The 22,906-nt window shown below is 63.3% G+C and carries 21 protein-coding genes and 1 tRNA gene; 14 read left to right on the forward strand and 8 right to left on the reverse strand.

The window, feature by feature from the left end; translation table 11 throughout:
- The 4 genes from CXK94_RS22525 to CXK94_RS07170 all read left to right on the forward strand — a co-directional run.
- Positions 1-216 (forward strand): hypothetical protein (locus CXK94_RS22525; protein ID WP_219726487.1); only part of this gene is annotated, 216 nt, incomplete at its 5' end.
- Between the two features lie 22 nt (positions 217-238).
- Positions 239-895, forward strand: a complete 657-nt coding sequence (locus tag CXK94_RS07160) for a paraquat-inducible protein A (protein ID WP_102893808.1) — start codon at positions 239-241, stop codon at positions 893-895.
- Complete coding sequence (locus CXK94_RS07165; protein ID WP_102893809.1) at positions 882-1,505, forward strand: paraquat-inducible protein A; 624 nt, start codon at positions 882-884, stop codon at positions 1,503-1,505. Before CXK94_RS07160 ends, CXK94_RS07165 begins: the two co-directional genes overlap by 14 nt.
- Entirely contained in the window at positions 1,498-3,807 is a 2,310-nt protein-coding gene (locus tag CXK94_RS07170) for a PqiB family protein (protein ID WP_102893810.1), read from the forward strand. The genes CXK94_RS07165 and CXK94_RS07170 overlap by 8 nt, the downstream gene beginning before the upstream one ends.
- 78 nt (positions 3,808-3,885) lie before the next feature.
- Here the strand turns inward: CXK94_RS07170 and mksF are convergent, their stop codons facing one another.
- The 3 genes from mksF to mksB all read right to left on the reverse strand — a co-directional run bounded on the left by mksF (position 3,886) and on the right by mksB (position 8,888).
- On the reverse strand, positions 3,886-6,720 hold the full coding sequence (gene mksF / locus CXK94_RS07175) for an Mks condensin complex protein MksF (protein ID WP_102893811.1): 2,835 nt from the start codon (positions 6,718-6,720) through the stop codon (positions 3,886-3,888).
- Entirely contained in the window at positions 6,717-7,406 is a 690-nt protein-coding gene (mksE, locus tag CXK94_RS07180) for an Mks condensin complex protein MksE (RefSeq protein WP_049325173.1), read from the reverse strand. Before mksE ends, mksF begins: the two co-directional genes overlap by 4 nt.
- A 195-nt stretch (positions 7,407-7,601) precedes the next feature.
- Positions 7,602-8,888, reverse strand: a complete 1,287-nt coding sequence (gene mksB, locus CXK94_RS07185; RefSeq protein WP_102893812.1) for an Mks condensin complex protein MksB — start codon at positions 8,886-8,888, stop codon at positions 7,602-7,604.
- A 252-nt stretch (positions 8,889-9,140) separates the two neighbouring features.
- Here mksB and CXK94_RS07190 point away from each other — a divergent pair, with 252 nt between their 5' ends.
- The 5 genes from CXK94_RS07190 (at position 9,141) to rimI (ending at position 14,620) form a co-directional block, all read left to right on the forward strand.
- Positions 9,141-10,238 carry a carboxynorspermidine decarboxylase gene (locus tag CXK94_RS07190; RefSeq protein ID WP_102893813.1) on the forward strand — a complete coding sequence of 366 codons (1,098 nt, stop codon included), beginning with the start codon at positions 9,141-9,143 and terminating at the stop codon, positions 10,236-10,238.
- 29 nt (positions 10,239-10,267) lie between these two features.
- Entirely contained in the window at positions 10,268-11,506 is a 1,239-nt protein-coding gene (locus tag CXK94_RS07195; protein ID WP_102893814.1) for a saccharopine dehydrogenase family protein, read from the forward strand.
- Positions 11,507-11,810: 304 nt separating this feature from the next.
- Entirely contained in the window at positions 11,811-13,355 is a 1,545-nt protein-coding gene (locus CXK94_RS07200; protein WP_102893815.1) for a 2-isopropylmalate synthase, read from the forward strand.
- A complete protein-coding gene (locus CXK94_RS07205; RefSeq protein ID WP_102893816.1) occupies positions 13,352-14,158 on the forward strand; it encodes an energy transducer TonB in 807 nt (268 codons plus the stop codon). The genes CXK94_RS07200 and CXK94_RS07205 overlap by 4 nt, the downstream gene beginning before the upstream one ends.
- 9 nt (positions 14,159-14,167) lie before the next feature.
- Positions 14,168-14,620 (forward strand): ribosomal protein S18-alanine N-acetyltransferase, encoded by a 453-nt coding sequence (gene rimI / locus CXK94_RS07210; RefSeq protein WP_102893817.1) that lies wholly within the window; start codon positions 14,168-14,170, stop codon positions 14,618-14,620.
- A gap of 25 nt (positions 14,621-14,645) precedes the next feature.
- Here the strand turns inward: rimI and CXK94_RS07215 are convergent, their stop codons facing one another.
- Positions 14,646-15,209 carry a hypothetical protein gene (locus CXK94_RS07215; RefSeq protein WP_102893818.1) on the reverse strand — a complete coding sequence of 188 codons (564 nt, stop codon included), beginning with the start codon at positions 15,207-15,209 and terminating at the stop codon, positions 14,646-14,648.
- Between the two features lie 180 nt (positions 15,210-15,389).
- Here CXK94_RS07215 and otsB point away from each other — a divergent pair, with 180 nt between their 5' ends.
- The 5 genes from otsB (at position 15,390) to CXK94_RS07240 (ending at position 19,413) form a co-directional block, all read left to right on the forward strand.
- Entirely contained in the window at positions 15,390-16,166 is a 777-nt protein-coding gene (gene otsB / locus CXK94_RS07220) for a trehalose-phosphatase (RefSeq protein WP_102893819.1), read from the forward strand.
- 15 nt (positions 16,167-16,181) lie between these two features.
- Positions 16,182-17,594, forward strand: coding sequence for an alpha,alpha-trehalose-phosphate synthase (UDP-forming) (otsA, locus tag CXK94_RS07225; protein WP_102893820.1), 1,413 nt, complete (start codon positions 16,182-16,184; stop codon positions 17,592-17,594).
- A gap of 66 nt (positions 17,595-17,660) precedes the next feature.
- Positions 17,661-18,305 carry a carbonate dehydratase gene (gene can / locus CXK94_RS07230; RefSeq protein ID WP_102893821.1) on the forward strand — a complete coding sequence of 215 codons (645 nt, stop codon included), beginning with the start codon at positions 17,661-17,663 and terminating at the stop codon, positions 18,303-18,305.
- Positions 18,305-19,213 carry a DMT family transporter gene (locus CXK94_RS07235; RefSeq protein ID WP_102893822.1) on the forward strand — a complete coding sequence of 303 codons (909 nt, stop codon included), beginning with the start codon at positions 18,305-18,307 and terminating at the stop codon, positions 19,211-19,213. The genes can and CXK94_RS07235 overlap by 1 nt, the downstream gene beginning before the upstream one ends.
- A 123-nt stretch (positions 19,214-19,336) precedes the next feature.
- A tRNA-Met gene (locus tag CXK94_RS07240) sits at positions 19,337-19,413 on the forward strand.
- Between the two features lie 72 nt (positions 19,414-19,485).
- Here CXK94_RS07240 and CXK94_RS07245 read toward each other — a convergent pair.
- From CXK94_RS07245 to CXK94_RS07255, 4 genes are all read right to left on the reverse strand, one after another.
- Complete coding sequence (locus CXK94_RS07245) at positions 19,486-19,791, reverse strand: HigA family addiction module antitoxin (protein WP_102893823.1); 306 nt, start codon at positions 19,789-19,791, stop codon at positions 19,486-19,488.
- 321 nt (positions 19,792-20,112) lie between these two features.
- Entirely contained in the window at positions 20,113-20,610 is a 498-nt protein-coding gene (locus CXK94_RS22530) for a hypothetical protein (RefSeq protein ID WP_219726488.1), read from the reverse strand.
- Between the two features lie 201 nt (positions 20,611-20,811).
- Positions 20,812-21,387 (reverse strand): RelA/SpoT domain-containing protein, encoded by a 576-nt coding sequence (locus CXK94_RS22535; protein WP_219726489.1) that lies wholly within the window; start codon positions 21,385-21,387, stop codon positions 20,812-20,814.
- 187 nt (positions 21,388-21,574) lie between these two features.
- Entirely contained in the window at positions 21,575-22,837 is a 1,263-nt protein-coding gene (locus tag CXK94_RS07255) for an OprD family porin (RefSeq protein ID WP_102893824.1), read from the reverse strand.
- Positions 22,838-22,906: the final 69 nt, after the last annotated feature.

The following is a 22,906-nucleotide window of genomic DNA, read 5'->3' on the forward strand; positions in this document are numbered from 1 at the left end:
GAAATGTACGGCGCTGTCGAGACACGAAACCCTCCAGAAAGTGGCTTGAAATGGTGTCCACCAAAAATAGGTGGACACCATGCCGTTATCTGGAAGAAGCGGGGAGATGGGTTCGGCGGACGGTTACGTTTCAGCATCCTGCCGGGCGGAACCGCTTGTTCCGAAACCGTTCGTAGCGCGCTACTGACAGCTGCAACCCCGGCTCGTTTAGAATGAGCGCTTTACTCGGACGTCCTTCATGCCGGAGTCGGCTGCTACGCCAGGGCTCGACGAGCTTCCGCTCGAGCAACTGGCCGCTTGTCCCGAATGTGACCTTCTTATGCTCAGACCCGCGCTTGATCTCGGTGAGGTTGCCGAATGCCCGCGCTGTGGCTATGAGCTGTTCCGCCTGCGCCATCGCATCGTCGGACCGGGGCTGGCGTTGGTGCTTGCCGCGCTGCTGTTCTATGTTCCGGCCAATTTCCTACCCATCATGCAATTGAATCTGCTGGGAAGGACCACCGATGACACCGTATGGAGCGGCGTACTGAGCCTTTACCGGAGTGACATGCAGGGCATAGCCGTGGTGGTGTTCCTCTGCAGCATGGCTGTCCCTTTGCTCAAGCTGTTGTGCCAGCTGGCGGTATTGCTTTGTATCGCAGTCGATCGGGCAAAGCCGATCGGGATACTTCTCTACCGGAGCTATCACCATCTGCGGGAATGGGGGATGCTCGAGGTGTACCTGCTCGGCATCCTGGTGTCGATCGTCAAGCTCAAGGATATGGCCGAATTGAGCCTTGGCATTGGCCTGGCGTGTTTTGCCGGTTTACTGGTGGTCCAGGTATGGTTGGAACTGGTGATGTCGCCGCATCAGGTCTGGGAAGCCTTGTCGGAGCGTACCGATGCGCGCCGCTGATGTCGGGCTGATGGTTTGCCATGAATGCCACCAATTGAATCGCGAACTGCCAGGTGTGCGCCGACAACACTGCACACGTTGCGGCGCGCGCGTACATATGCGTCGACCCAACAGCATTGTCCGCACCTGGGCTTTGCTGCTCACGGCTGGACTGCTTTACCTGCCGGCCAATCTGCTGCCGATCATGACGGTGCGCATGCTCGGCAGTGGCACACCGGATACCATCATGTCCGGCGTGGTCACGCTGGCCAAGCATGGCATGCTGCCGATCGCCGCGGTGGTGTTCATCGCCAGTATCCTGGTGCCGACCTTCAAGCTGGTAGGCATCGCGATGCTGCTGATTTCGGTACAGCGCCATCATCCGATGTCGCCGCGCCAGCGCCTGCTGATGTTTCGTTTCATCGAGTGGATCGGCCGCTGGTCCATGCTCGACATCTTCGTCATCGCCATTCTGGTGGCCATCGTCAACTTCGGCAGCCTCGCCAGGGTGGAAGCCGGATTCGGTGCGGTGGCCTTTGCTAGCGTGGTGGTCCTGACGATGCTCGCTGCCATCACCTTCGACCCCCGTCTGATCTGGGATAACACGCAATCCGGGAACAAGCATGACTGACCTGCCGCAAGCGAACACCCGTCCAGCCTCCAACTGGTCGGCCATCTGGATCCTGCCGTTGGTCGCGCTGTTGATCGGTGCCTGGCTGGCCTGGCAGGCCTACAACGAACGGGGCATTCATATCGAGGTGGTATTCGATACTGCCGAAGGAATCGAGATAGGCAAGACGTCGGTGCTGCACAAAGGCATGACGATCGGTGTCGTGCGCGATCTGCGGTTGGAGGAGGACGACCGTCGACAGGTGGTGATCGCCGATATCGAGATGAACAAGGACGTCGAAGGCTACCTGCGTAGCGGCACGCGTTTCTGGCTGGTCAAACCCAGCGTTACCTTGGCGGGGATCACCGGACTGGAGACGCTGGTGTCGGGCAACTACATCGGCATCAGCCCGGCGGCGGGTGAGGAGACGCGGCGCTTCGCGGCGCTGGCCGAGGAGCCGCCGATGTCGGATAGCCGCATCGGACTGCACCTGACGCTCAAGGCCGATCGCCTCGGCTCGCTGAACCGTGGCAGCCCGGTGTTCTACCGACAGATCCAGGTCGGCCAGGTGAAAAACTATGTGCTGGCCGAAGATGACAGTACGGTCGAGGTACAGCTGTTCATCCAGCCCGAATATGCCCATCTGGTGCGCAAGCACACGCGCTTCTGGAATGCCAGCGGCGTTACCGTGGATGCCGGATTGACCGGGGTGAAGTTTCGCACCGAATCGCTGGCCAGCATCGTCGCCGGTGGCATTGCGTTCGCCACCCCGGTTCATCGCAAGGACAGCCCGGCCACAGACCCGAGCATCCCCTTTCGCCTCTATGAGGACTTCGATGCGGCCCAGGCGGGGATCAAGACTCTGGTTTCCCTGACGGACTTCGAGGGACTCCAGGCCGGGCGCACGCCGGTGATGTACAAGGGCATGCAGGTTGGTCTGTTGAAGAAGCTGGACATCGATTCGGACCTCAGCGGTGCGCAGGCCGAGCTCTCCATCGATCCCCTGTTCGAGGACTATCTGGTCGAGGATACCGATTTCTGGGTGGTCAAGCCGTCCATCTCGCTGGGTGGCATCACCGGGCTCGAAGCCTTGGTGAAGGGTAATTTCATCGCGGTTCGGCCTGGGGAGAAAGGCGGCGCGCCCAAGCGCGAGTTCGCCGCCCGGGCCAAGGCTCCGCCGCTGGACGTCCGGGCGCCGGGGCTGCACCTGGTCCTCACCAGCGACAACCTGGGGTCGCTGGATGTCGGTAGCCCGGTGCTGTATCGGCAGGTGCGGGTAGGTTCGGTCCAGAGTTACCAGTTCTCCCATGACCAGCAGAAAGTCGTGGTGGGGGTGCATATCGAGCAGCCCTACGCCAATCTGGTGAACAGCTCCAGCCGGTTCTGGAATGCCAGCGGCATCTCGCTGAGCGGCGGGCTATCCGGCATCGAAGTGCGCAGCGAATCGCTGCAGAGCCTGCTGGCCGGCGGCATCGCCTTCGAAACCCCCGATCCACAGGCGCCTGCGGCCAAGCGTATCCCGCGCTTCGCCTTGCACAAGGATCGCGACAGCGCGATACAGCGTGGTACGCAGATTGAAATTCGCCTGGAGCGCGGCGATGGTCTGAGTGCGGGTACGGCGATCCGCTACAAGGGGCTGGACGTGGGCGAGGTCGATAGCGTCGCGCTTAGCGAGGATCTGCAACATGTCGTGCTGCATGCACGGATTACCGCAGCGGAGGCACATATCGCGCGTGCCGGCACGCGATTCTGGGTGGTCCGGCCCGAGCTCGGCATCATGCGTACGGCCAATCTGGATACGTTGGTGACCGGCCCCTATCTGGAAGTCGCCCCGGGAAAGGCCGGCGCGGCTGTGCAGGCCCGCTTCGTGGGGCAGGAACGTGAACCGCAGAGGGCTGGCGAAGGGCTGACGCTGGTGCTCAGCGCCGCGCGGCTGGGCTCGATCAAGCCTGGCAATGCGGTGACCTATCGCGAGGTAAAAGTAGGAGAGGTGGTGGACTATGCCCTCGGGCCAACCGCCGATCGGGTTCTGATCAAGGTATTGATCGAGCCGCAGTATGCACCGCTGGTGCACACCGGCAGCCGCTTCTGGGAGACCAGTGGTTTCGGCGTGGACTTCAGCCTGTTCAAGGGCGCGAGCCTGCGTACCGACTCGTTGGAATCGCTGATCGAGGGCGGCGTTGCCTTCGCCACCCCGGACGGCGAGCAGATGGGGCGCCGCGCTCTGCCGGGGCAGACCTTCGCGCTGTTCAAGGAACCGCAGGACGAGTGGTTTGGCTGGGCACCGAAGATCGAACTGGGGCGAGCCGCCGGCGATAGATGACGGGCGTTGCTGGAGGGCCAAGCCCCCTGCGTGCACATGAAAAGGGCCCCTTCCGGGGCCCTTTTTCGTTGCGGAAGATCAGGCCGGTTCTTCGGTCCGTTGGGCTGACGCAGTGTGCTCGCTGGCGACTGGTTCGCGGCGGCTGATGTATTTCCAGTCCGCCTCGTCGATGTAGATGCCGGCCGGCCCGCTGCCGCCTTCCAGGTCGATCGCGACGTGCGCAGAGACCTGAGGCTTCACCGACGCGAGGATCGGCACGAAGCCCAGCTGCAGGCTGGTTTCGATCAGCGCCTGCTGGTTGCGCTCGTCGATGTCTGCCGCCTCGTCGAGGTAGTAGGGCAGGCGGATGCGCCCGGCCTGCTCGCGATCCATCAGGTGCAGCAATAGGTACATGTTGGTCAGCGCCTTGATGGTCATGGTGGTGCCGTTGGACGCCGCACCGTCGATGTCGGTATGAATCACCGGCTGGCCGCCGACCTTGGTGATCTCGAACGCCAGCTCGAACAGGTCCTTCAGGCCCAGCTGGTTGTTGTTCGCCGCCACCAGCCGAGCCAGATACTCCTTGGCTTCCTCGTTCTTCGCGTCCTGCTCGGCGGACTGGGACAGATCGAATACCGACAGCGTCTCGCCTTCCTCGTACTGCCCGGCGCTGTGGATGATCTGGTCGATGTGCTTGAGCGCATCCTTGTTCGGCGCCAGCACGATGCGGAAGCTCGCCAGGTTGGAAACCTGACGCTTGTTGATCTCGCGGTTGAACAGCGCGAGCTGGTGTTCCAGGCTCTCGTAGTCGCTGCGGATGTTGCGCAGCGTCCGGGCGATGTCGGTGACCGCGGCACGGCGGGCCTTGGCCAGGGTCAGCGCCTCGTCCTGACGGTGGGCGTAGGCGTTGACCAGCAGCTGCAGGCGACGCTCGGGATCTTCCTCGCTGTCGAACTTGGCCACGCCCTTCAGGCGCACCTGGGCATACAGCGCCTCGATCTGACCGTCGACGCGCTGCAGCGCCTGCCAGCTGTCCTGGTAGTCGTTGAGCAGCGGCAGCAGGTTGTCCAGCGAGTCGTCCACCGGGTCCATGTAAGGCGTACCAAACGGCAGATCCGCCGGTAGCAGCTGGCGACGTCGCAGGGCGTCTTCCAGCGTCCGCTCCTTGGCTTCGAGATCGGCCAGCTGCCGGCCGACCAGCTGCAGCTTGGCGGACAGGTGCTGTACGCGCTCGGCAAAGGCGTCACTGGTGCGCTTGAGTTCTTCCTGGGCGGCTTCGGCCTGGGCCAACTGCTCCAGCTTTGCCGGTTCCTCGGCGGCCAGGGTCTGGCCGCGGCGGAAGTCTTCCAGCGCTTTCTGCGCATCCAGCACGGCCTGATACAGCGCCTCGGCCTGGGCCTTGCTCGCCGCGCGGTCGACGGCCACCGCATGCTGGGTCTTGAGCTGCTTGAGTTCGCGCTCCAGGCGATCCTTCTGGTCGCGCAGGGCGGCACGGTCGGCCAGGGCCTGCAGCGCCGGTGGCTCGATATGCGAGAGGTCGATGGACAGGCCCGGCACCGAGAAGGTGTCGCCCTTGAAACGATCCAGCACCGCTTCCACGGCCTTGACCCAGTCGTCGCCCTCGGCGCTGATGCCTTTTTCACCCAGCGGCAGGCTGAACAGCTGGCCATTGAACAGGCGCATCAGGCGATCCACATCGGCCTGGGAGAACTCCTCGCGCAAACGCGAGTAGCTGTTGTTGTCGGCATGGTCGAGCTGTTGCCGGACCGACCTCAGGCGTTTTTCCAGATCACGCAGGCGCTCGTCCAGGTCCTCGCTGGAGAACTGGCGGGACTGCGCCAGCGCACCGGCCAGCTCGTCGTGGGCGTCCTTGGCGGCGAGCAGCTGCTGCTCCAGTACATGGGCGTCCTCGACCAGGGCGAAGCGGTTCTTCAGCACCGCCAGCTCGCCCAGCCAGCGCTGGATTTCGCTGATCTCGCGCTCCAGACGCATCAGTTCGCCAGTCGAACCACGCTGTTCGTTCTGCAGGCCGTCCTGCTCGCGGCGATAGTGCTCGGCCTGGATCACCAGCTCTTCCTTGCGCGCATCGGCGTAGTCGTGCCAGGTGCCGAGCAGGTTGTCGAGCAGCGGCGACAGGCGATGCAGCTTGCCGCGCAGCAGCTCGCGCTGGGCGACACCGGCGGCCAGCGCCTCGACCAGCGGGCCGGCGGCGACCAGTGCCTGGTAGTCCTGCTCCATGCGGCGCACGTCGCGGAAGGCTTCTTCGGTGGCGGCGATATAGTCGACGCTGCCCGAGCGCAGGCTGTGCTCGAAGGCATCGAGGAACAGCTGCTTCAGTTTGGCCGCCGTGATTTCCCTCATATGCAGGAGGTTGATAAACAGCGCGCGGAAGGTCTTCAGGCTCTGCTCGCTGGTCGAGCGCAGCGGGATCAGCGTCATGTCCAGCGGGATCGAGGTATGCCCGCCGACCAGCAGCCGGCGCAGCTCGTCCGGCTTGGCCTCGTAGGCCTTGATGCCGGCGCGTTCGAGGTTGGCGAACAGCTCGCGCTGGCGCAGGCAGGTGCCGTTCTGCTGGTAATGGTCGAGATCCAGCGAACCCTGGTAGACGAAGAACTGATGACCGAAGCCGCCGCCCGGCCCGCGGCCGGCCACGCCGATCACATGCGGGCCGTGGGGCAGCATGACTTCGACGAGGATGTAGCTGGTGTCCGAGGCGAAGTAGAACTTGCGCGACTGCTCGAGGCTGTACTTGCCGAAGCTCATGTCCGACATGCGCGCCAGGATCGGGAACTGCAGCGCGTTGATCGACGCGGACTTGCCGAGGTTGTTGGCGCCGTAGACCGACAGCGGGTTTTCCAGCGGAAAGATGCCGAGGCTGTAGCCGGCGGTGTTCAGCAGGGCGAAGCGGCGGATGCCGTAGCGTTCCTGGCTCATGCTTCAAGCTCCTTTTCTTCGGCGATGGCGCGCGCCAAGGCTTCTTCTTCCGATTCTTCGGCCGCTTCCTCGATGAGGATGATGTCGTCCTCGCCATCGTCCTCGGCGATCAGCTCCGGGGCGGGCAGCGGCAGGTCGCTGCTGTGCAGGCTGGCGGCGAGATCGCGGTCCTGCTGCACCGACAGGCAGACGTCGAGGAAACGGTGCATCGGCGGCAGGAAGCGGTAGACGCCGTTGCTGTCCTCGGCGAAGCCCAGCTGCGTCAGGCGGCGGATGACCTTCTCTTCCAGTTCTTCCTGGGTGGTGACTTCGGCCTGCAGGAACAGGTCGCGGTACTTGTCCAGCAACGCCGGCAGTTCATCGCGACCGAGGCTGCCACCGTCGAGCACGGCCAGCGGGTCGCGGCCCTGGTCGGCCAGGTGCTCGACGAGGATGAAGGTGAACAGCGCCAGGCGCTGGGCGGTCTTGTTCACCTGCGCGCCCATCTGCTCGGGAACGAAGTAGTAGAAACCGCGCGGATCGCAGACCAGCTCGAAGCCGAGCGCCTTGAACAGTGCGCGGTACTGGTCCTGCATGTTCGACAGCTGCGCGTAGGGCTCCGGCTCGCTGCGCGACAGGTGATAGCCCTTGAACAGCTCGCGGAAGATCGGCGCCAGCTGGGTCATTTCCTTGAGGTCGATGTTCATAGATGTGGCTCACAGGCAATCGTAGGGCGGAAAACGGCGAGGCTTTTTCCGTCGCGGTGTGCGGTCGGGTGGAAGGTGGACAAGCAAAGCGTTGTCCACCCTACGTCAGGCTTGGGCGCGAAGGTGGGTGTAACAGTAGGGTGGAAAACGGCGAAGCCTTTTCCACCGGACGATCCCACCGGCCGGTCGAATAGCTCAACCATTCGCACTGCCCACCAACGCAAAGGAGCTGAGGCTGACGCGGTGTTCGCGGGTCAGGTACTCGCGACGTTCCAGGCGATCGCGCTGGAAGCGGCTGTCGCGGGACAGGCGCGAGAACCAGTAGAGCAGTTCGTCGGTGGCGCCCTCGGGTTCCTGTTCCAGTAGCCAGGCCATCAGGTCCGGCAGCGGCAGTGCCTGCTGGCAACGCTCGATCATCTCCCGTGCGGTGCGCGGTGCGCGCGGCTGCTCGCCCTTGCGCTTGCCGCTGGCCCGCGGGAACTGCGCCGGCTTCGGCTCGAAGCGGGCCAGGGCGTAGACGTAGGCCTCGACCTGGCTGGCAGTGCCGAGAAAGGTGCTCTGTGGACGGGTGAACAGCGGCAGCGAGGCCTGTGGTACGGCGTCCAGGCCCTTCTTGCGGATCGCCGACAGGGCCAGCGCCGCGCCGCGGGTCACGGCGTTGTGCCGACGCGCTTCCTCGCGCAGCGGCAGCAGCAGCTCGCGGGCCTTGCGCAGGGTCAGCTGGGCGGTGGTCTGCATTTCCAGGATGCGTGCATGGGTGCGCAGCAGGAGGTCGTCGTCCACCAGCTGCCCGAGGCGCTGCTGCTCGCCGAGCAGTTTCATCAGCACCTGCTCGACGCGATGAACGCCCTGCTCGAAGGCACCGTCGGCGGAGACCAGCTGGATCATCGGCTCGACGTACTCGTCCCAGGTCGCCAGCACCTCGGCATAGCGCTGGCGCAGCGGGATCTGGCGGTCGCTGGTCTTGGCCCGGTCGGCCACGGCGACCAGGGCCTGTTCGTCGTTGTCGAGCTTCTTCAGCACGTCGCGCACGCGCATGTCGAGCAGGCGCAGCTGGCGTGCCAGGTCGTTGCCGTCGCGAATCTCGAAGGCATCGAGGATATGCCCGGCCAGGCGCTCGAGATGGCGCAGGTAGGCCTCGATCTCCAGGCACAGGCCGAGGCGGTGCTCGCGGCGCAGGTAGGCGAGGAAGTCGTGGATCTGCGCGTTCAGCTCGAAGCGGTTGGGGCTCTTGGCCACCGGCACCAGGATGTCCAGGCGGATCCACTGGTCGAGCAGGGCGGTGATGTCGGTGGGCGTGCCTTCGGGTAGCTGTGCGGCGAGCTGATGGCGCAACTCCACCAGGCTCAGGGTGCCGGCGTCGAAGCGCTCGCACAGCGGCTCGAGCAACGTCCAGTGTTCGGCGAGGGCACGCAGTACGCGCTTGGGTTCGATCATCGTGGCGCCAGTCCAGCCAATGAAAAAGCGCCGATTGTACTGCATTGGGGCCCGCATGATGGGTGGGCAGACAATCGGACGCGCCGTCGCGGCGCGCCCGCATGAGTCACCTGAACGTCATCGCTGGAGCGTTAGCCTGGCCATACTCGTTGGTGGATCGGGCAAGCCCGAACGTCACCAAATATGACGAAGTGTCGAAGGGCTATTTCGATCTCCGTCGGTTCCCGGCACAATTCGCACTTTTTTGCAAAAAGCGAGCGGTCGGTTCCGCCGGCGACTCCCTCGGGGCACGAACAGATGATCAAGACGCCGTATTACCTCATCGACAAACAGAAGCTTCTGGGCAATCTCGAGAAGATCGCCTACGTGCGTGAGCAGTCCGGTGCCAAGGCGCTGCTGGCACTCAAGTGCTTCGCCACCTGGTCGGTGTTCGACCTCATGCAGCAGTATATGGACGGCACCACCTCGTCCTCGCTGTACGAGCTCAAGCTCGGCCGGCAGAAGTTCGCCGGCGAGACCCACGCCTACAGCGTGGCCTGGGCCGACGACGAGATCGAAGAGATGGTCGCCAACTGCGACAAGATCATCTTCAACTCCATCGGCCAGCTGGAGCGCTTCGCCGATCGTACCGAGGGCACCATCCGCGGCCTGCGCGTCAACCCGCAGGTGAGCAGCTCGGACTACCTGCTGGCCGACCCGGCGCGGCCGTTCAGCCGCCTGGGTGAATGGGACCCGGCCAAGATCGAAAAGGTCATGGGGCAAATCTCCGGCTTCATGTTCCACAACAACTGCGAGAACTCGAGCTTCGAGCTGTTCGACAAGATGCTGAGCACCATCGAGGAGCGCTTCGGCCATCTGCTGGAACAGGTCCAGTGGGTCAGCCTCGGCGGTGGCATCCACTTCACCGGCGAAGGCTATCCGCTCGATGCCTTCTGCGCGCGGCTGAAGGCGTTCTCGGAAAAGTTCGGCGTGCAGGTCTACCTGGAGCCGGGCGAGGCGGCGATCACCCTGAGCGCCTCGCTGGAGGTGACGGTGCTCGACACCCTGTACAACGGCAAGAACCTCGCGGTGGTCGACAGCTCGATCGAGGCGCACATGCTCGACCTGCTGATCTACCGCCTCAACGCCAAGATGGCGCCCTCAGGCGGCGAGCACAGCTACATGGTGTGCGGCAAGAGCTGCCTGGCCGGCGACATCTTTGGCGAGTACCAATTCGATCGCCCGCTGGCCATCGGCGATCGGCTGTCGTTCATCGACGCGGCAGGCTACACCATGGTCAAGAAAAACTGGTTCAACGGCCTGAAAATGCCGTCCATCGTAGTAAAGCAGCTCGACGGCCGCCTCGACGTGGTGCGCGAGTTCAACTTTGACGACTACCTGTCCAGCCTCTCCTGAGGTCGACAGATTAAGGAGTGATCCCGGAATTGAAGAAAAACGTTCTTATCATTGGTGCAGGAGGTGTTGCCAAGGTGGTGGCCCATAAGTGCGCGCAGCACAACGACGAACTCGGTCGTATTGCTATCGCGTCGCGCAGCATCTCCAAATGCCAGGCCATCATCGACAGCGTCCAGGCCAAGGGCGGGCTGAAGCAGCCCGGCGAGATCAAGGCCTATGCGCTGGACGCCATGGACGTGGAAGCGACCAAGGCGCTGATTCGTGAAACCGAATCGCAGATCGTCATTAATGTCGGTTCTGCATTCCTCAACATGTCCGTGCTGCGCGCCTGCATCGACACCGGCGCCGCGTACCTCGATACCGCGATCCACGAAGAGCCGGGCAAGATCTGCGAAACGCCGCCGTGGTACGGCAACTACGAGTGGAAGCACCTGGCCGAATGCCAGGAAAAGGGCATCACCGCCATCCTCGGTGCCGGCTTCGACCCGGGCGTGGTCAATGCCTACGCCGCTCTGGCCCAACAGGAATACTTCGACAAGATCGAGTCGATCGACATCCTCGACGTCAACGCCGGTTCCCACGGCAAGTATTTCGCCACCAATTTCGACCCGGAAATCAATTTCCGCGAATTCACCGGGCAGGTTTACAGCTGGCAGAACAGCCAGTGGACGACCAACCGCATGTTCGAGGTCAAGCGCACCGACGACCTGCCGGTCGTGGGCGAACAGAGCCTCTACCTGACCGGTCATGACGAGGTGCACTCGCTCTCCAAGCACCTCGACGTGCCGAACATCCGCTTCTGGATGAGCTTCGGCGAGCATTACATCAACGTCTTCACCGTGCTGAAGAACCTCGGCCTGCTCTCCGAGCAGCCGGTGCGCACCGCCGAAGGCCTGGAGGTGGTTCCGCTCAAGGTGGTCAAGGCCGTGCTGCCCGATCCCGCCTCGCTGGCGCCGGGCTACACCGGCAAGACCTGCATCGGTGATCTGGTCAAGGGCAGCAAGGATGGCCAGCCGCGCGAGCTGTTCATCTACAACGTGGCCGACCATGAAGAGGCCTACGCCGAGACGGACAGCCAGGGTATTTCCTACACCGCCGGCGTGCCGCCGGTCGCCGCGGCACTGCTGATCGCCCGTGGCGAGTGGGACGCCAAGCGCATGGTCAACGTCGAAGAGCTGCCGGCCCAGCCGTTCCTCAAGCTGCTCGATGTGATGGGCCTGCCCACTCGCATCAAGGACGAGCATGGCGATCGTCCCTGGGACCGGTAAGGCAGCCATAAGCTCCAAGCCATAAGCTGCAAGTAAAAGCAAAAGGCCCCTCTGCTTCGGCAGCGGGGCCTTTTGCTTTGTCGGCGGCTCTGGCTTTCGTAGGGTGGAAAACCGCGAAGCGTTTTCCACCGACATTCGCCCATTGGTGGAAAAGCCTTCGGCGTTTTCCACCCTACGCTGACAACACCGCCGCTATCGGTGCGCCAAACGCAGCTGCGCCTTCCCGCCCCGTTCATTTCACGCGACAATCGGCCAATTACAGATGCCCCACGAAGGGCGCCCCGGCAGCCGTGAGGATATTCCTATGAGCAGCAACGATCGCGTCATCATCTTCGACACCACCCTGCGCGACGGCGAGCAGAGCCCTGGCGCGTCCATGACCGGCGAGGAAAAGCTGCGCATCGCCCGGGCACTGGAGCGGCTGAAGGTGGACGTGATCGAAGCGGGCTTCGCCATCGCCAGCCCCGGCGATTTCGCCGCGGTGAAGCTGGTCGCCGACAACATCAAGGACAGCACCGTGTGCAGCCTGGCGCGCGCGGTGGACGCCGACATCGAACGCGCCGCCGAGGCGCTGGCCGGTGCCAACGCCGGGCGCATCCACACCTTTATCGCCACCAGCCCGATCCACATGCAGTACAAGCTGCGCATGCAGCCGGACCAGGTGGTCGAGCAGGCGGTACGCGCGGTGACGAAGGCCCGTAGCCTGTGCGCCGACGTGGAGTTCTCCTGCGAGGACGCTGGGCGTTCGGAGATCGACTTCCTCTGCCGCATCATCGAGGCCGCCATCGACGCCGGCGCGCGCACCATCAACATCCCGGACACCGTCGGCTACGCGATTCCGCACCAGTACGCCGACACCATCCGCCAGTTGCTCGAGCGCATCCCCAATGCCGACAAGGCGGTGTTCTCCGTGCACTGCCATAACGACCTGGGCCTGGCCGTGGCCAACTCCCTGGCGGCGGTGGTAGCCGGTGCGCGGCAGGTGGAATGCACCATCAACGGCCTTGGCGAGCGTGCCGGCAACGCCGCGCTGGAAGAGATCGTCATGGCGATCAAGACCCGCCAGGACCTGCTCGGCGTGCACACCCGCATCGAGAGCGAGCACATCCTCGCCGCCTCGCGCCTGGTCTCGGGCATCACCGGCTTCCCGGTGCAGCCGAACAAGGCCATCGTCGGCGCCAACGCCTTCGCCCACGAGTCGGGCATCCACCAGGACGGCGTGCTCAAGCACCGCGAGACCTACGAGATCATGTCCGCCCAGTCGGTGGGCTGGAACGCCAACAAGATGGTCATGGGCAAGCACTCTGGTCGCGCCGCGTTCCGTTCGCGCCTGGAGGAGCTGGGCATCGTGCTCGAAGGCGACGAGCTGAACGCTGCCTTTGCCCGCTTCAAGGATCTGGCGGACAAGAAGCATGAAATCTTCGACGAAGACCTGCAGGCGCTGGTCTCCGATACGCTGGCCGACGAGGCGCCCGAACACTTCAAGCTGGCCAGCCTGGAGGTGGCGAGCAAGACCGGCACCACGCCCGAAGCCAAGCTGGTGCTCAGCGTCGATGGAGCGGAGCGCAGTGCCCAGGCGCAGGGCTCTGGCCCGGTCGATGCCACTTTCAAAGCCATCGAGGCGGTCGCCGAATCGGGGGCAACGCTGCAACTGTATTCGGTCAACGCCATCACCCAGGGCACCGATTCCCAGGGCGAGGTGACCGTGCGACTGGAGAAGGGCGGGCGCATCGTCAACGGCAATGGCGCCGATACCGATATCGTCGTCGCCTCGGCCAAGGCTTATCTCAACGCGCTGAACCTGATGCAGGTCGGCGCCAAGGCTCATCCGCAGGTGGAAGGCGTTTGATCAGCGAAACCCGGCGTCGCGCCTACCTCGACGCCATGCAGGTAGCCAGCTGGCTGCCACGTACCGAACTGCCGTTCGCCGCGCCATCGCGCGCCGAGCTGCTGCGACCGCTCGTTGCCGAGCCGGAGGCGGATGCTGCGCGCGCACCCTCTGCGCCGGCCGAGGTGGCCGCGCCGGCTATGGAACCTGTGGCGGCAGCGCCGGCAACTGCCGCTCGCCCGGAGCTGCCGCGCCCGCGTATCGCCATGCCCGAGCCGAAGAAGCCCGAGCCGGTCGCTGCCCCGGAGGTTTCGGCGCAACAGCAGAAGCCGGTCGAGCCGCCGCCACGTTTCGCCCTGCAACTGCTGCGGGCCGGCAATGTCCTGCTGCTGGTGGAGCTGCCCACGGGCGAGTCCTTCCAGAGCCGCGATCCGGCCTACATCCTGCTCAAGGACCTGCTGCGCGCCGCGCGCCTGCCGGACAAGCCGCAGCAGGTCGGCGACGGCGAGCCGATCCGCTGGCCGCTGTTGTACAAAGGCAGCCTCGACCAGGGCGCCGAGGCTGCGCGTGACTATGTGCAGGGGGTGGTCGCTGCCGAGCTGGAAGGCATGGGCTGCGATTGCATCTGGCTGGTCGGCCTGCCTGCATTGCGTTTTGCCGCCGAGGCGGACGAGTCGGCCTGCTACCGCGAGCTGGCCATCGAAGGCCTCGGTCGGGCCCTGGCGATACCCGGCCTGGAGCGCCTGATGGAGCAGCCGGCCAGCAAGGCCGAACTGTGGCGGGCCCTGCGCCGTAGCATGCCGCGTTGGAATATAGGTTCGTGAGTACGCTTAATGAGTGATGCCGTCAGTTTTCGTCCGATGACCCAGGCGGACATCGACGCCGTATTGAAGATCGAATATGCAGCCTTCAGCCACCCGTGGACGCGCGGCATTTTCACTGATGCGCTTTCGGCCTATGAATGCTGGCTGATGTTCGAAGGCGGCCAGCAGATCGGCCACGGGGTGATCAACGTCATTCTTGACGAGGCGCACCTGCTCAACATCACCATCAAGCCGCAAAGCCAGGGGCGTGGCCTCGGCCTGCGCTTGCTGGAGCACCTGATGGAGCGGGCCCGCGCACGCGGCGGACGCGAGTGTTTCCTCGAGGTTCGCGCCAGCAACGCCTCGGCCTATCGCCTCTACGAGCGCTACGGCTTCAATGAGGTAGGCCGGCGCCGAGCCTACTACCCGTCGGCGGAAGGGCGCGAGGACGCCCTGGTCATGGCCTGCACCCTGCTGGACTGAGCCGACCCGCTACGCATGGCCGGCCTTACTGGCCCGGACGTTTGTCGCGGCCGGAGTCCAGCGGGGCCTCGCCTTCGAGTTCCTCGTCGGAGAGGACGTCCTGATCCTCCTCCAGCACGCTGTCGTCATCCGGCAATACCGCCTCGCCGCCGCTGAGGCCGGTATCCGGATCGCCATCGGCGGGGCCGTCCCAGGGCTTGCCGTCGAGCGGGTCGTAGCGCGCCTGCTCGGCCTCGTCGAGGTCCACGTCGGCGCCGATCCGGTGTCCGGAGACCACGCTCAGCTCCTGGTCGGCCGGCCCGCCATGGCCGGGCTCGCGGGCTGAGCGCGCGCCGTCCTCGGGAATCAGCGTCTCCGGGCTCATGTCGTCCAGGGTGGCATCACCGTCGGGCATCTCGCCGGCGGTCATCCCGGCTTCGGCCGCGCGCTCCGGCGGAAATTCGTCCTCGACCTGCTCGCGCGGTGCCTCGTCGCCGATACGGCCCTTGCGTTCGTCCTTGCGCTGGTCGAAGTCGAGCTGCTCCATGGAGCCCATGCGGTCCTCGGTATCGTCGATTTCGCTCGAGGTACGGGGTTTGCGATCAGTCATGATCCTCTCCTTCCAGAACGCTGGGTCTTGCTGATTGTGACCCGGTGCCATCCTGAAGATTCAGGCCCCGCCGCTGGCCGGTAGCGGCATTCGGGTCCATGCTGTCCTTTCGCAGTAAACGCTTGAGGGCCATGTAAAAACTGGACGAACCACCGCGCGCAATCCGGAGTCCTAGGTTTCATGAGCGATCGAAACGACCAACCCGCGCTGGAGGTACGGCGCTGCGCCTTCTTCTTCGATGTGGACGGAACGCTGGCTGACATACAGCCCCGTCCGGAACTCGTATTCATTCCATCGCCCACCCTGGCGGCCCTGGAGCGGCTGCAGGGCGCCGGTATTCCCGTCGCCGTCATCTCCGGCCGCCCGCTCAGCCAGCTCGACGCACTGTTCGCCCCGCTGCAGCTTCCCGCCGCCGGCGTGCACGGTGCCGAGCGCCGTGCCGCCGATGGCCGGCGGCGCGACCTGGCGCTCGATACGCAGGTGCTGGCGCAGATCGAACGGGAGCTGGCGCAGGCCTGCGCCGCGTATCCCGGCCTGTACCTGGAGAACAAGGGCGTCGCCTTCGCGCTGCACTTTCGCCTGGCGCCGGAGCTGGAGGCCACGGCGCGCCGCCTCGCCGAAGACTTCGCCCGGCGGCATGCCGAGGTGCTGACGCTGCAGCCGGGCAAGTGCGTGTTCGAGCTCAAGCCGCGCGGCGCGAGCAAGGGCGAGGTGATTCGCGCCTTCATGGCCGAGCCGCCGTTCAGCGGCCGGCAGCCGGTGTTCGTCGGCGACGACCTGACCGACGAAGCCGGCTTCGCCGCCGTCAACGCGCTTGGCGGGCTTTCCATCAAGGTCGGCGAAGGCCCCAGCGCGGCGCACCGGCGGCTGGCGTCGGTGGCGGCGGTCGGCGACTGGCTCGATGCGTTGCTGCACAGCCTCGGCGAGCCGGCCATACCTATAACAAAATCAGACTGAAGCGAGACTTTTGCCATGAGCCGTTTAGTAGTGGTTTCCAACCGGGTGGCTCCGATCAAGGCCGGCAAGGTCGCCGCCGGAGGGCTGGCCGTCGGCGTCTACGACGCGCTGCGCCAGTCCGGCGGGATCTGGTTCGGCTGGAGCGGAGAAGTCGGCGCGGCGCCGACCCTCAGCACGGAGCAGGTGGGCAACATCACCTACGTCACCCTGCCTCTGATCAAGCGCGACTACGACCAGTACTACCGCGGCTTCTCCAACGCCACGCTCTGGCCGATCTTCCACTACCGCATCGACCTGGCCCGCTACAGCCGCGAGGAATACGACGGCTACCGGCGGGTCAACGCGATGCTCGCCGAGAAGCTCAAGCCGCTGCTCAAGCCCGACGACATCATCTGGATTCACGACTACCACCTGATCCCGTTCGCCGAGGCCTGTCGCCAGCTGGGCATTCGCAACCGCATCGGGTTCTTCCTGCACATCCCGTTTCCGGCGCCGGAAATCCTCACCGCCATCCCGCCGCACAACGAACTGCTGAAGACCTTCTGCTACTACGACCTGATCGGCTTCCAGACCGACACCGACCGGCTGGCCTTCCAGGACTACATCACCCGCGAGGTGCGCGGCGTCATCGAGGCTGACGGCAGCCTGACCGCCTACGGGCAGAACTTCCGCGCCGGGGTCTATCCGATCGGCGTGGTGCCGGACGAGATCCAGACGCTCGCCGAAGGCTACAAGGGCCGCGCACACCCCATGCGCCGCGCCACCGACACCCGCCGCAAGACCATCATCAGCGTCGACCGGCTGGACTATTCCAAGGGATTGCTGGAGCGCTTCCGCGCCTACGAGGAATTCCTCGACCGCTACCCCGGCCATCGCAACAACGTCGAGTTCCTGCAGATCGCGCCGACCTCGCGTTCGGACGTGCGCACCTACCAGCACATCCGCGAGCAACTGGAGAGCCAGGCCGGCCACCTCAACGGGCGCCTTTCCGACCTCGACTGGACACCGCTGCACTACCTCAACAAGAGCTACGACCGCCGCGTGCTGATGGGGCTGTTCCGCGCCGCCGATGTCGGCTTCGTCACGCCGCTGCGCGACGGCATGAACCTGGTCGCCAAGGAATACGTCGCCGCGCAGGACCCCGAGGACCCCGGCGTGCTGGTGCTGTCGCGCTTCGCCGGCGCGGCGCGCGAGCTGACCTCGGCCTTGATCATCAACCCCTACGACTGCGTCGGCATGGCCGAAGCGCTCGATCGCGCGCTGCGCATGTCGCTGGCCGAACGCAAGGACCGCTACGAGCACCTGATGCGCGCCATCCGCGCGGCGGACCTGGACGCCTGGCGTGACAACTTCCTGCGTGACCTGCGCTCGTTCGTCTCGCAGCCGCGCGTGTCCAAGGTCGAGGAGGCGTCGCTGGAGCGGCTGTGACGCGGCGGGCGGCCTGCCTGTCATAACGTTGCCGCTTCGTACCCGAGTCCTTTCGAGAATAATGAGATGAGTGATCTGGATCAGCTGTTCGACAACAATGCCCGCTGGGCCGAAGCCATCAAGCAGGAAGACCCGACCTTCTTCGAGAAGCTGGCCAAGCAGCAGGCCCCGGAATACCTGTGGATCGGCTGCTCCGATGCGCGGGTGCCGGCCAACGAGATCGTCGGCATGCTGCCCGGCGACCTGTTCGTCCACCGCAACGTCGCCAACGTCGTGCTGCACACCGACCTCAACTGCCTGTCGGTGATCCAGTACGCGGTCGACGTGCTCAAGGTCAAGCACATCCTGGTCACCGGCCATTACGGCTGCGGCGGCGTGCGCGCCTCCATGCGCGACGACCAGCTCGGCCTCATCGATGGCTGGCTACGTACCATCCGCGACCTTTACTATGAGCACCGAACGCACCTGGCCAAGCTGGCCACCGAGGACGAGCAGGTCGATCGCCTGTGCGAGCTCAACGTGATCCAGCAGGTCGCCAACGTCAGCCATACCACCATCGTCCAGAACGCCTGGCACCGCGGCCAGCCGCTCTCCGTGCATGGCTGCATCTACGGCATCAAGGATGGCCTGTGGAAGAACCTCAACGTCACCGTCAGCGGGCTCGAGCAACTGCCATCGCAGTATCGCCTGCGTCCGCCCCGCTCGAACTAGTGGCTTCCCGCCAGGGGCTGGCCTTTCTCGGGCTGCTGGTCGCCGTGCTCTGCTGGAGCGGCAACGCGCTGGTGGCCCGCGCCTTCTACGATGACATCCCGCCGCTGGGGCTGTCGTTCTGGCGCTGGGTGCTGGCCACATCGTTGCTGCTGCCGTTCGTCGCGCGCGGTATCTGGGCGCACCGGGCGACGCTGCGTGCGGCGGGCTGGCGCCTGCCGGTGGTCGCCGCCCTCGGTATCGCCAGCTATAACTCGCTGCTTTACACCGCCGCGCAGAGCACCGAAGCCATCAACCTCACCCTGGTCAATACCTGCCTGCCGCTGGCCACCTTCATCGGGGCCGGCTTCCTGCTGGGCGAGTGGCCGAGCCGCCGGGCCTGGTACGGCATGGCCGTAGCCGCCTGCGGCCTGCTGTACCTGATCAGCCGGGGCGACTGGGCGACCCTGGCCGGCCTGGCATTCCAGCGGGGCGACCTGATCATGCTGCTCGCCGTACTGGCCTGGGCGCTCTATACGCTGCTGCTGCGGCGCTGGGCCGGTTACCTGACGCTGCCGCCGCTGGTGCTGCTCGGCACCCTGATGCTGCTCGGGGTACCGCTGATCCTGCCGTTCTACCTGCTGGAACTGAGCCATGTCGGCGGCTTCGAACCGAGCGCCGGCAACCTCGCGGCCATCGCCTATACGGCGGTATTCGCCTCGCTGGTCGCCTACCTCGGCTGGAACCATGGGGTGAAGATCGTCGGCGCGGGCAGGGCCGCGATGGCCATGTACCTGATGCCGGTATTCACCGCCTTGCTGGGCTGGCTGCTGCTGGGCGAAGCGCTGCGAACCTTCCACTGGATTGGCGGCGCACTGATCTTCGGCGGCCTGCTGCTGGCCACCCGCCCCGCGCTCCGTCCGAACCGCTGACGCGCGCGGCCAGCGCACACGGGGCGCTTCCGACCATTCGTAACTAAGCGATTGAAAACGATAAAAAATCCACGGGCCGAGGGTTGACAGCCCACAGCGACCAGAGAATAATGCGCGCCACTTGGCTACATAGCTCAGTTGGTTAGAGCGCAGCATTCATAATGCTGATGTCCCAGGTTCAAGTCCCGGTGTAGCCACCAGACAAATCAAGGGGTTAGCGAAAGCTAACCCCTTTTTGTTTTGGGCCGGTGACTACAGCGCGACCACGGCCCTTAGCCGACTGCCCGCAGCGGTTCGATTTCATGCTCGATCTCTTCGCCGGTCTCAGCGTAGGTCGTTGCCAGTGCATATTCGGTCTGCAGGTTCATCCAGAACTGCGCGGACGTGTCGAAGTAGCGACCCAGGCGGATAGCCGTATCGGCAGTAATTCCACGACGCTCACGCACGATGTCATTGATGGTCGGCGCCGATACATGCAGCGCACGGGCAAGGGCCGCGGGAGTGATCCCCAGCGGCTCCAGGAACTCTTCGCGCAGCACTTCACCAGGGTGAACGGGGCGCATGCCGTTGATTGCCATGTAGCCACCTCCTCAGTGGTAATCGACGATTTCGACCTGTGTCGGGCCTGCTTCAGTCCAGACGAATCTCAAGCCACGCCTAGCTGAAGAATCCAAACCGTTACCCAGATTGGTTATGAATGCGGCCTGCTGCCGAATCCTATAGCAACACTATGGCCCGTCTAGTAATGGGCGAAACCTTCCCCCACTCCAATCTCAGAGCCTAAGATCAACGAGAGCGTGAAGCCAATAGAGGGCCTTGTTGCACCGAACCCAAGGAGTGTCATTGGTGATGAAGTAAAGAAGTGCGTTGAAGGATCACGCTCTAAATAATGATGGTTCTCATAAATACTGCTCTATATCGGGCTTCATACGAATGTTGAGAGAGACTCCACCGGTCTGGGGAGATGTTATCAGAAGCTCCTTCTCTGAAAGAGCTCGGAGCGATGAATCGAAAGTTATAACGTTTTTGCAAAAATGATTCTTCAGTGTATCTGTTTGGATGGTTTTCTTACCCCAAAAGTGACGTCGATGCAAGCAGGCCAATATCTGGCGGGCGCCAACATCAATGTCAATCTTGCGGGTGAATCCAACAATAGAACTATCCAGACTCTCAAGGATGTTGGTATAGCTTTCAATTCCAAAATAGTGGCTGTGTGTATTCCTTACTGTGAGAACCTCTGATGATCCGATTAGAACAACCTCATAGCCTTGGTCGGCAGGATATTGGTTTTCGTAGGAGACATATGAGGCAACTGCTGACTCAGGATCTCGACTTACGATATCCCAAGTTAAAAAAGAGCCTTGGTTCCAGTCAAAGACTAGGATCCAGTTGTTCATGCCTTTACCGCTTCTGGCTTCTTTTTCAACCAAGGTTTTGATGACATCCTCATTGACAAAACTGTCAAATACTTTGTGTTTGTCAGACTGTTTTATTATTGCTTCGCAAGAATTTCGTAAAGAATCTATGCTTAACTTATGAGCTACTGAAGGCTCACGACCTGCTTCGATTTCATAAAAAACATCGGATAGAACCTTGAATTACTCGATTACTTCAGGGTGGCCTTCTTTTTCTTTCAAGTGATAGCCATAAATTACAGATGTGCGCTCAATGCTTTCAGCCCAGTAGTGCTGGATTCTACTTCTTACTTGTAGTTCGAGTGACCGTCCATCACGCTCAAGTATTATGTGGAGCGCTCGGTAGCCTGTGTCATCACGTCCACGCTCTCTATAATCGGTGAGCTTGACGATGTTTAGCGATGCTGACTTCTCTGCTTCGTTTTTTAGGAACTCAACAAGGGAGTCAACATCTTTATTCTTCTGGACAATGATCCTGCAGCCACCAATGTCCTGTAGTTGAGTTAGTCTGACGCTTAGGCGTTGAAGCTTTCTAACTATTTGGGGCTTTCTTTTGAGTCTTTGGGCAATGTAATAGGAGCCGTCATAGTTAGAAAGTAGGCGTTGAACTTCAAGCGTGGTTTCAGTTAAAGGCTGGAGGTGGGCTTTTCTATATCCATCAAAGACATCTTCTAGTTCAATGTAATCAATCTCATCTTTGAATTTGTCTTTGGCAAGGGCAAGCCCGGCACGATCTACTTTAGTTTTTGATAAGGTCACAAAACCATCCCTGTAAAATACATAGTCACTATTTTATGGTGGCATATGGCCGCCTCTCTGCGGGAAGTTAGCTTGAGGTGGATGTGAAAGTAAAGAGCGTCTGTGACTAACCGACAGCTTTCCCCCCAGAAAAAAGCCGGGCGCGAGGCCCGGCGAAGTCCAACGAGGAGGTGCTGCTGCGTTGCGCTTACCAGAGCGGCAGGCTGTAGCTGACGATGAAGCGGTTTTCGTCCAGGTCGCTGCCGAAGTTGCTGCGGGTGGTGGCGTTGCGCAATTTCAGGCCGAGGTTCTTCAGCGGGCCGCTCTGGAACACGTAGGCGATGTCGGTGTTGCGTTCCCAGGTCTTGCCCTCGCTGGCGCCGGCGCCGCGGTCGACGTTGTCGCCGGAGAGGTAGCGGGTCATGAGGGTCAGGCCGGGAATGCCCAGGGCGGCGAAGTCGTAGTCGTAGCGGACCTGCCAGGAGCGTTCGTCCTCGTTGCCGAAGTCGTTGATCTGCACCAGGTTGACCAGCGAGTTGTCGCTGCCGGCGATGTAGGCGAAGCCGGTGTCGCCGTTGACCTGCTGGTAGCCGGCACCGAAGGCGTGGCCGCCCAGGCGGTAGGTGAACATGGCGCCGAAGGTGTCGGCGTCGACGTTGCTGCCGCCGTCGTCGGTCTGGTGCACGTAGCGGATGTCGGTCTTGAGGCTCTGCTTGTCGCCGATCGGCAGCACGTGGACCAGGCCGAGGTTGTGCTCCTTGTAGATGCCGTCCAGCCCGCCGTAGTAGTAGCTGGTGCTCAGTTCCGGCGACCAGTTGTAGCGTCCGCCGGCGAAGAGGAACTCGTCGCTGGTGGCATGGCGGCCGAACTGGATGTTGCGCAGGCCGCCATTGAAGGCGGTCATTTCCTCGTTGTCCGAGGAGTTGCGCTGGTTGACCCGGTCGAGCTTGCCGAGGTCCAGCGTGAGGTTCTGGATGTCCTTGCTCTGCAGCCAGGCGCCGCGATAGGTCTGTGGCAGCAGGCGGCTGTCGTTGCGCATGACCACCGGCAGCAGCGGCTGCATGGTGCCGACGTGCAGGGTGGTTTGCGATATGCGCGCCTTAGCGGTGAGGCCCGCCGAGCCGTAATCGTCCTGGGCGCGGTTGGGTGCTTCGCGATCGCTCTGCAGGATGCCGGTGCCGACCCGGTCGGGGCTCGAGTCGAGCTTGATGCCGAGCAGGCCGATGGCGTCGAGGCCGAAGCCCACCGGGCCTTCGGTGTAGCCGGATTCCATTTTCAGCATGAAGCCCTGGGCCCATTCCTCGGCCTTCGACTGACCGTTGCCGGAGCGGAAATCGCGGTTCATGTAGAAGTTGCGCAGGTCTACGCTGGCCTTGCTGTCTTCGATGAAGGCCGCGCTGGCCGGGCTGGTGATGCCCAGTACGGCGCCGGTGCAGAGCAGCTGGCAGATGGTGCGGGGGACATGTTGCATGTGTGCTTCCTCTTGTTGTTATACGCATTGCGGGGTGTTGCGGGTGAAGTCGTGCCGCGGCTGCCCTTG

It is taken from the genome of Stutzerimonas stutzeri (assembly GCF_002890915.1).
GTDB lineage: Bacteria > Pseudomonadota > Gammaproteobacteria > Pseudomonadales > Pseudomonadaceae > Stutzerimonas > Stutzerimonas stutzeri_AF.

What these genes read in the sequence shown, in the direction of transcription:
- can (WP_102893821.1), top strand. Translation starts at nt 17,661, where the DNA reads ATGAGTGATCTGGATCAGCTGTTCGACAACAATGCCCGCTGGGCCGAA.
- CXK94_RS07160 (WP_102893808.1), top strand. Translation starts at nt 239, where the DNA reads ATGCCGGAGTCGGCTGCTACGCCAGGGCTCGACGAGCTTCCGCTCGAG.
- CXK94_RS07245 (WP_102893823.1), bottom strand. Translation starts at nt 19,791, where the DNA reads ATGGCAATCAACGGCATGCGCCCCGTTCACCCTGGTGAAGTGCTGCGC.
- CXK94_RS07170 (WP_102893810.1), top strand. Translation starts at nt 1,498, where the DNA reads ATGACTGACCTGCCGCAAGCGAACACCCGTCCAGCCTCCAACTGGTCG.
- otsB (WP_102893819.1), top strand. Translation starts at nt 15,390, where the DNA reads ATGAGCGATCGAAACGACCAACCCGCGCTGGAGGTACGGCGCTGCGCC.
- CXK94_RS07255 (WP_102893824.1), bottom strand. Translation starts at nt 22,837, where the DNA reads ATGCAACATGTCCCCCGCACCATCTGCCAGCTGCTCTGCACCGGCGCC.
- CXK94_RS07200 (WP_102893815.1), top strand. Translation starts at nt 11,811, where the DNA reads ATGAGCAGCAACGATCGCGTCATCATCTTCGACACCACCCTGCGCGAC.
- CXK94_RS07165 (WP_102893809.1), top strand. Translation starts at nt 882, where the DNA reads ATGCGCGCCGCTGATGTCGGGCTGATGGTTTGCCATGAATGCCACCAA.
- mksB (WP_102893812.1), bottom strand. Translation starts at nt 8,888, where the DNA reads ATGCAGTACAATCGGCGCTTTTTCATTGGCTGGACTGGCGCCACGATG.
- CXK94_RS07215 (WP_102893818.1), bottom strand. Translation starts at nt 15,209, where the DNA reads ATGACTGATCGCAAACCCCGTACCTCGAGCGAAATCGACGATACCGAG.
- otsA (WP_102893820.1), top strand. Translation starts at nt 16,182, where the DNA reads ATGAGCCGTTTAGTAGTGGTTTCCAACCGGGTGGCTCCGATCAAGGCC.
- CXK94_RS07190 (WP_102893813.1), top strand. Translation starts at nt 9,141, where the DNA reads ATGATCAAGACGCCGTATTACCTCATCGACAAACAGAAGCTTCTGGGC.
- mksF (WP_102893811.1), bottom strand. Translation starts at nt 6,720, where the DNA reads ATGAGCCAGGAACGCTACGGCATCCGCCGCTTCGCCCTGCTGAACACC.
- rimI (WP_102893817.1), top strand. Translation starts at nt 14,168, where the DNA reads ATGAGTGATGCCGTCAGTTTTCGTCCGATGACCCAGGCGGACATCGAC.
- mksE (WP_049325173.1), bottom strand. Translation starts at nt 7,406, where the DNA reads ATGAACATCGACCTCAAGGAAATGACCCAGCTGGCGCCGATCTTCCGC.
- CXK94_RS22530 (WP_219726488.1), bottom strand. Translation starts at nt 20,610, where the DNA reads ATGAACAACTGGATCCTAGTCTTTGACTGGAACCAAGGCTCTTTTTTA.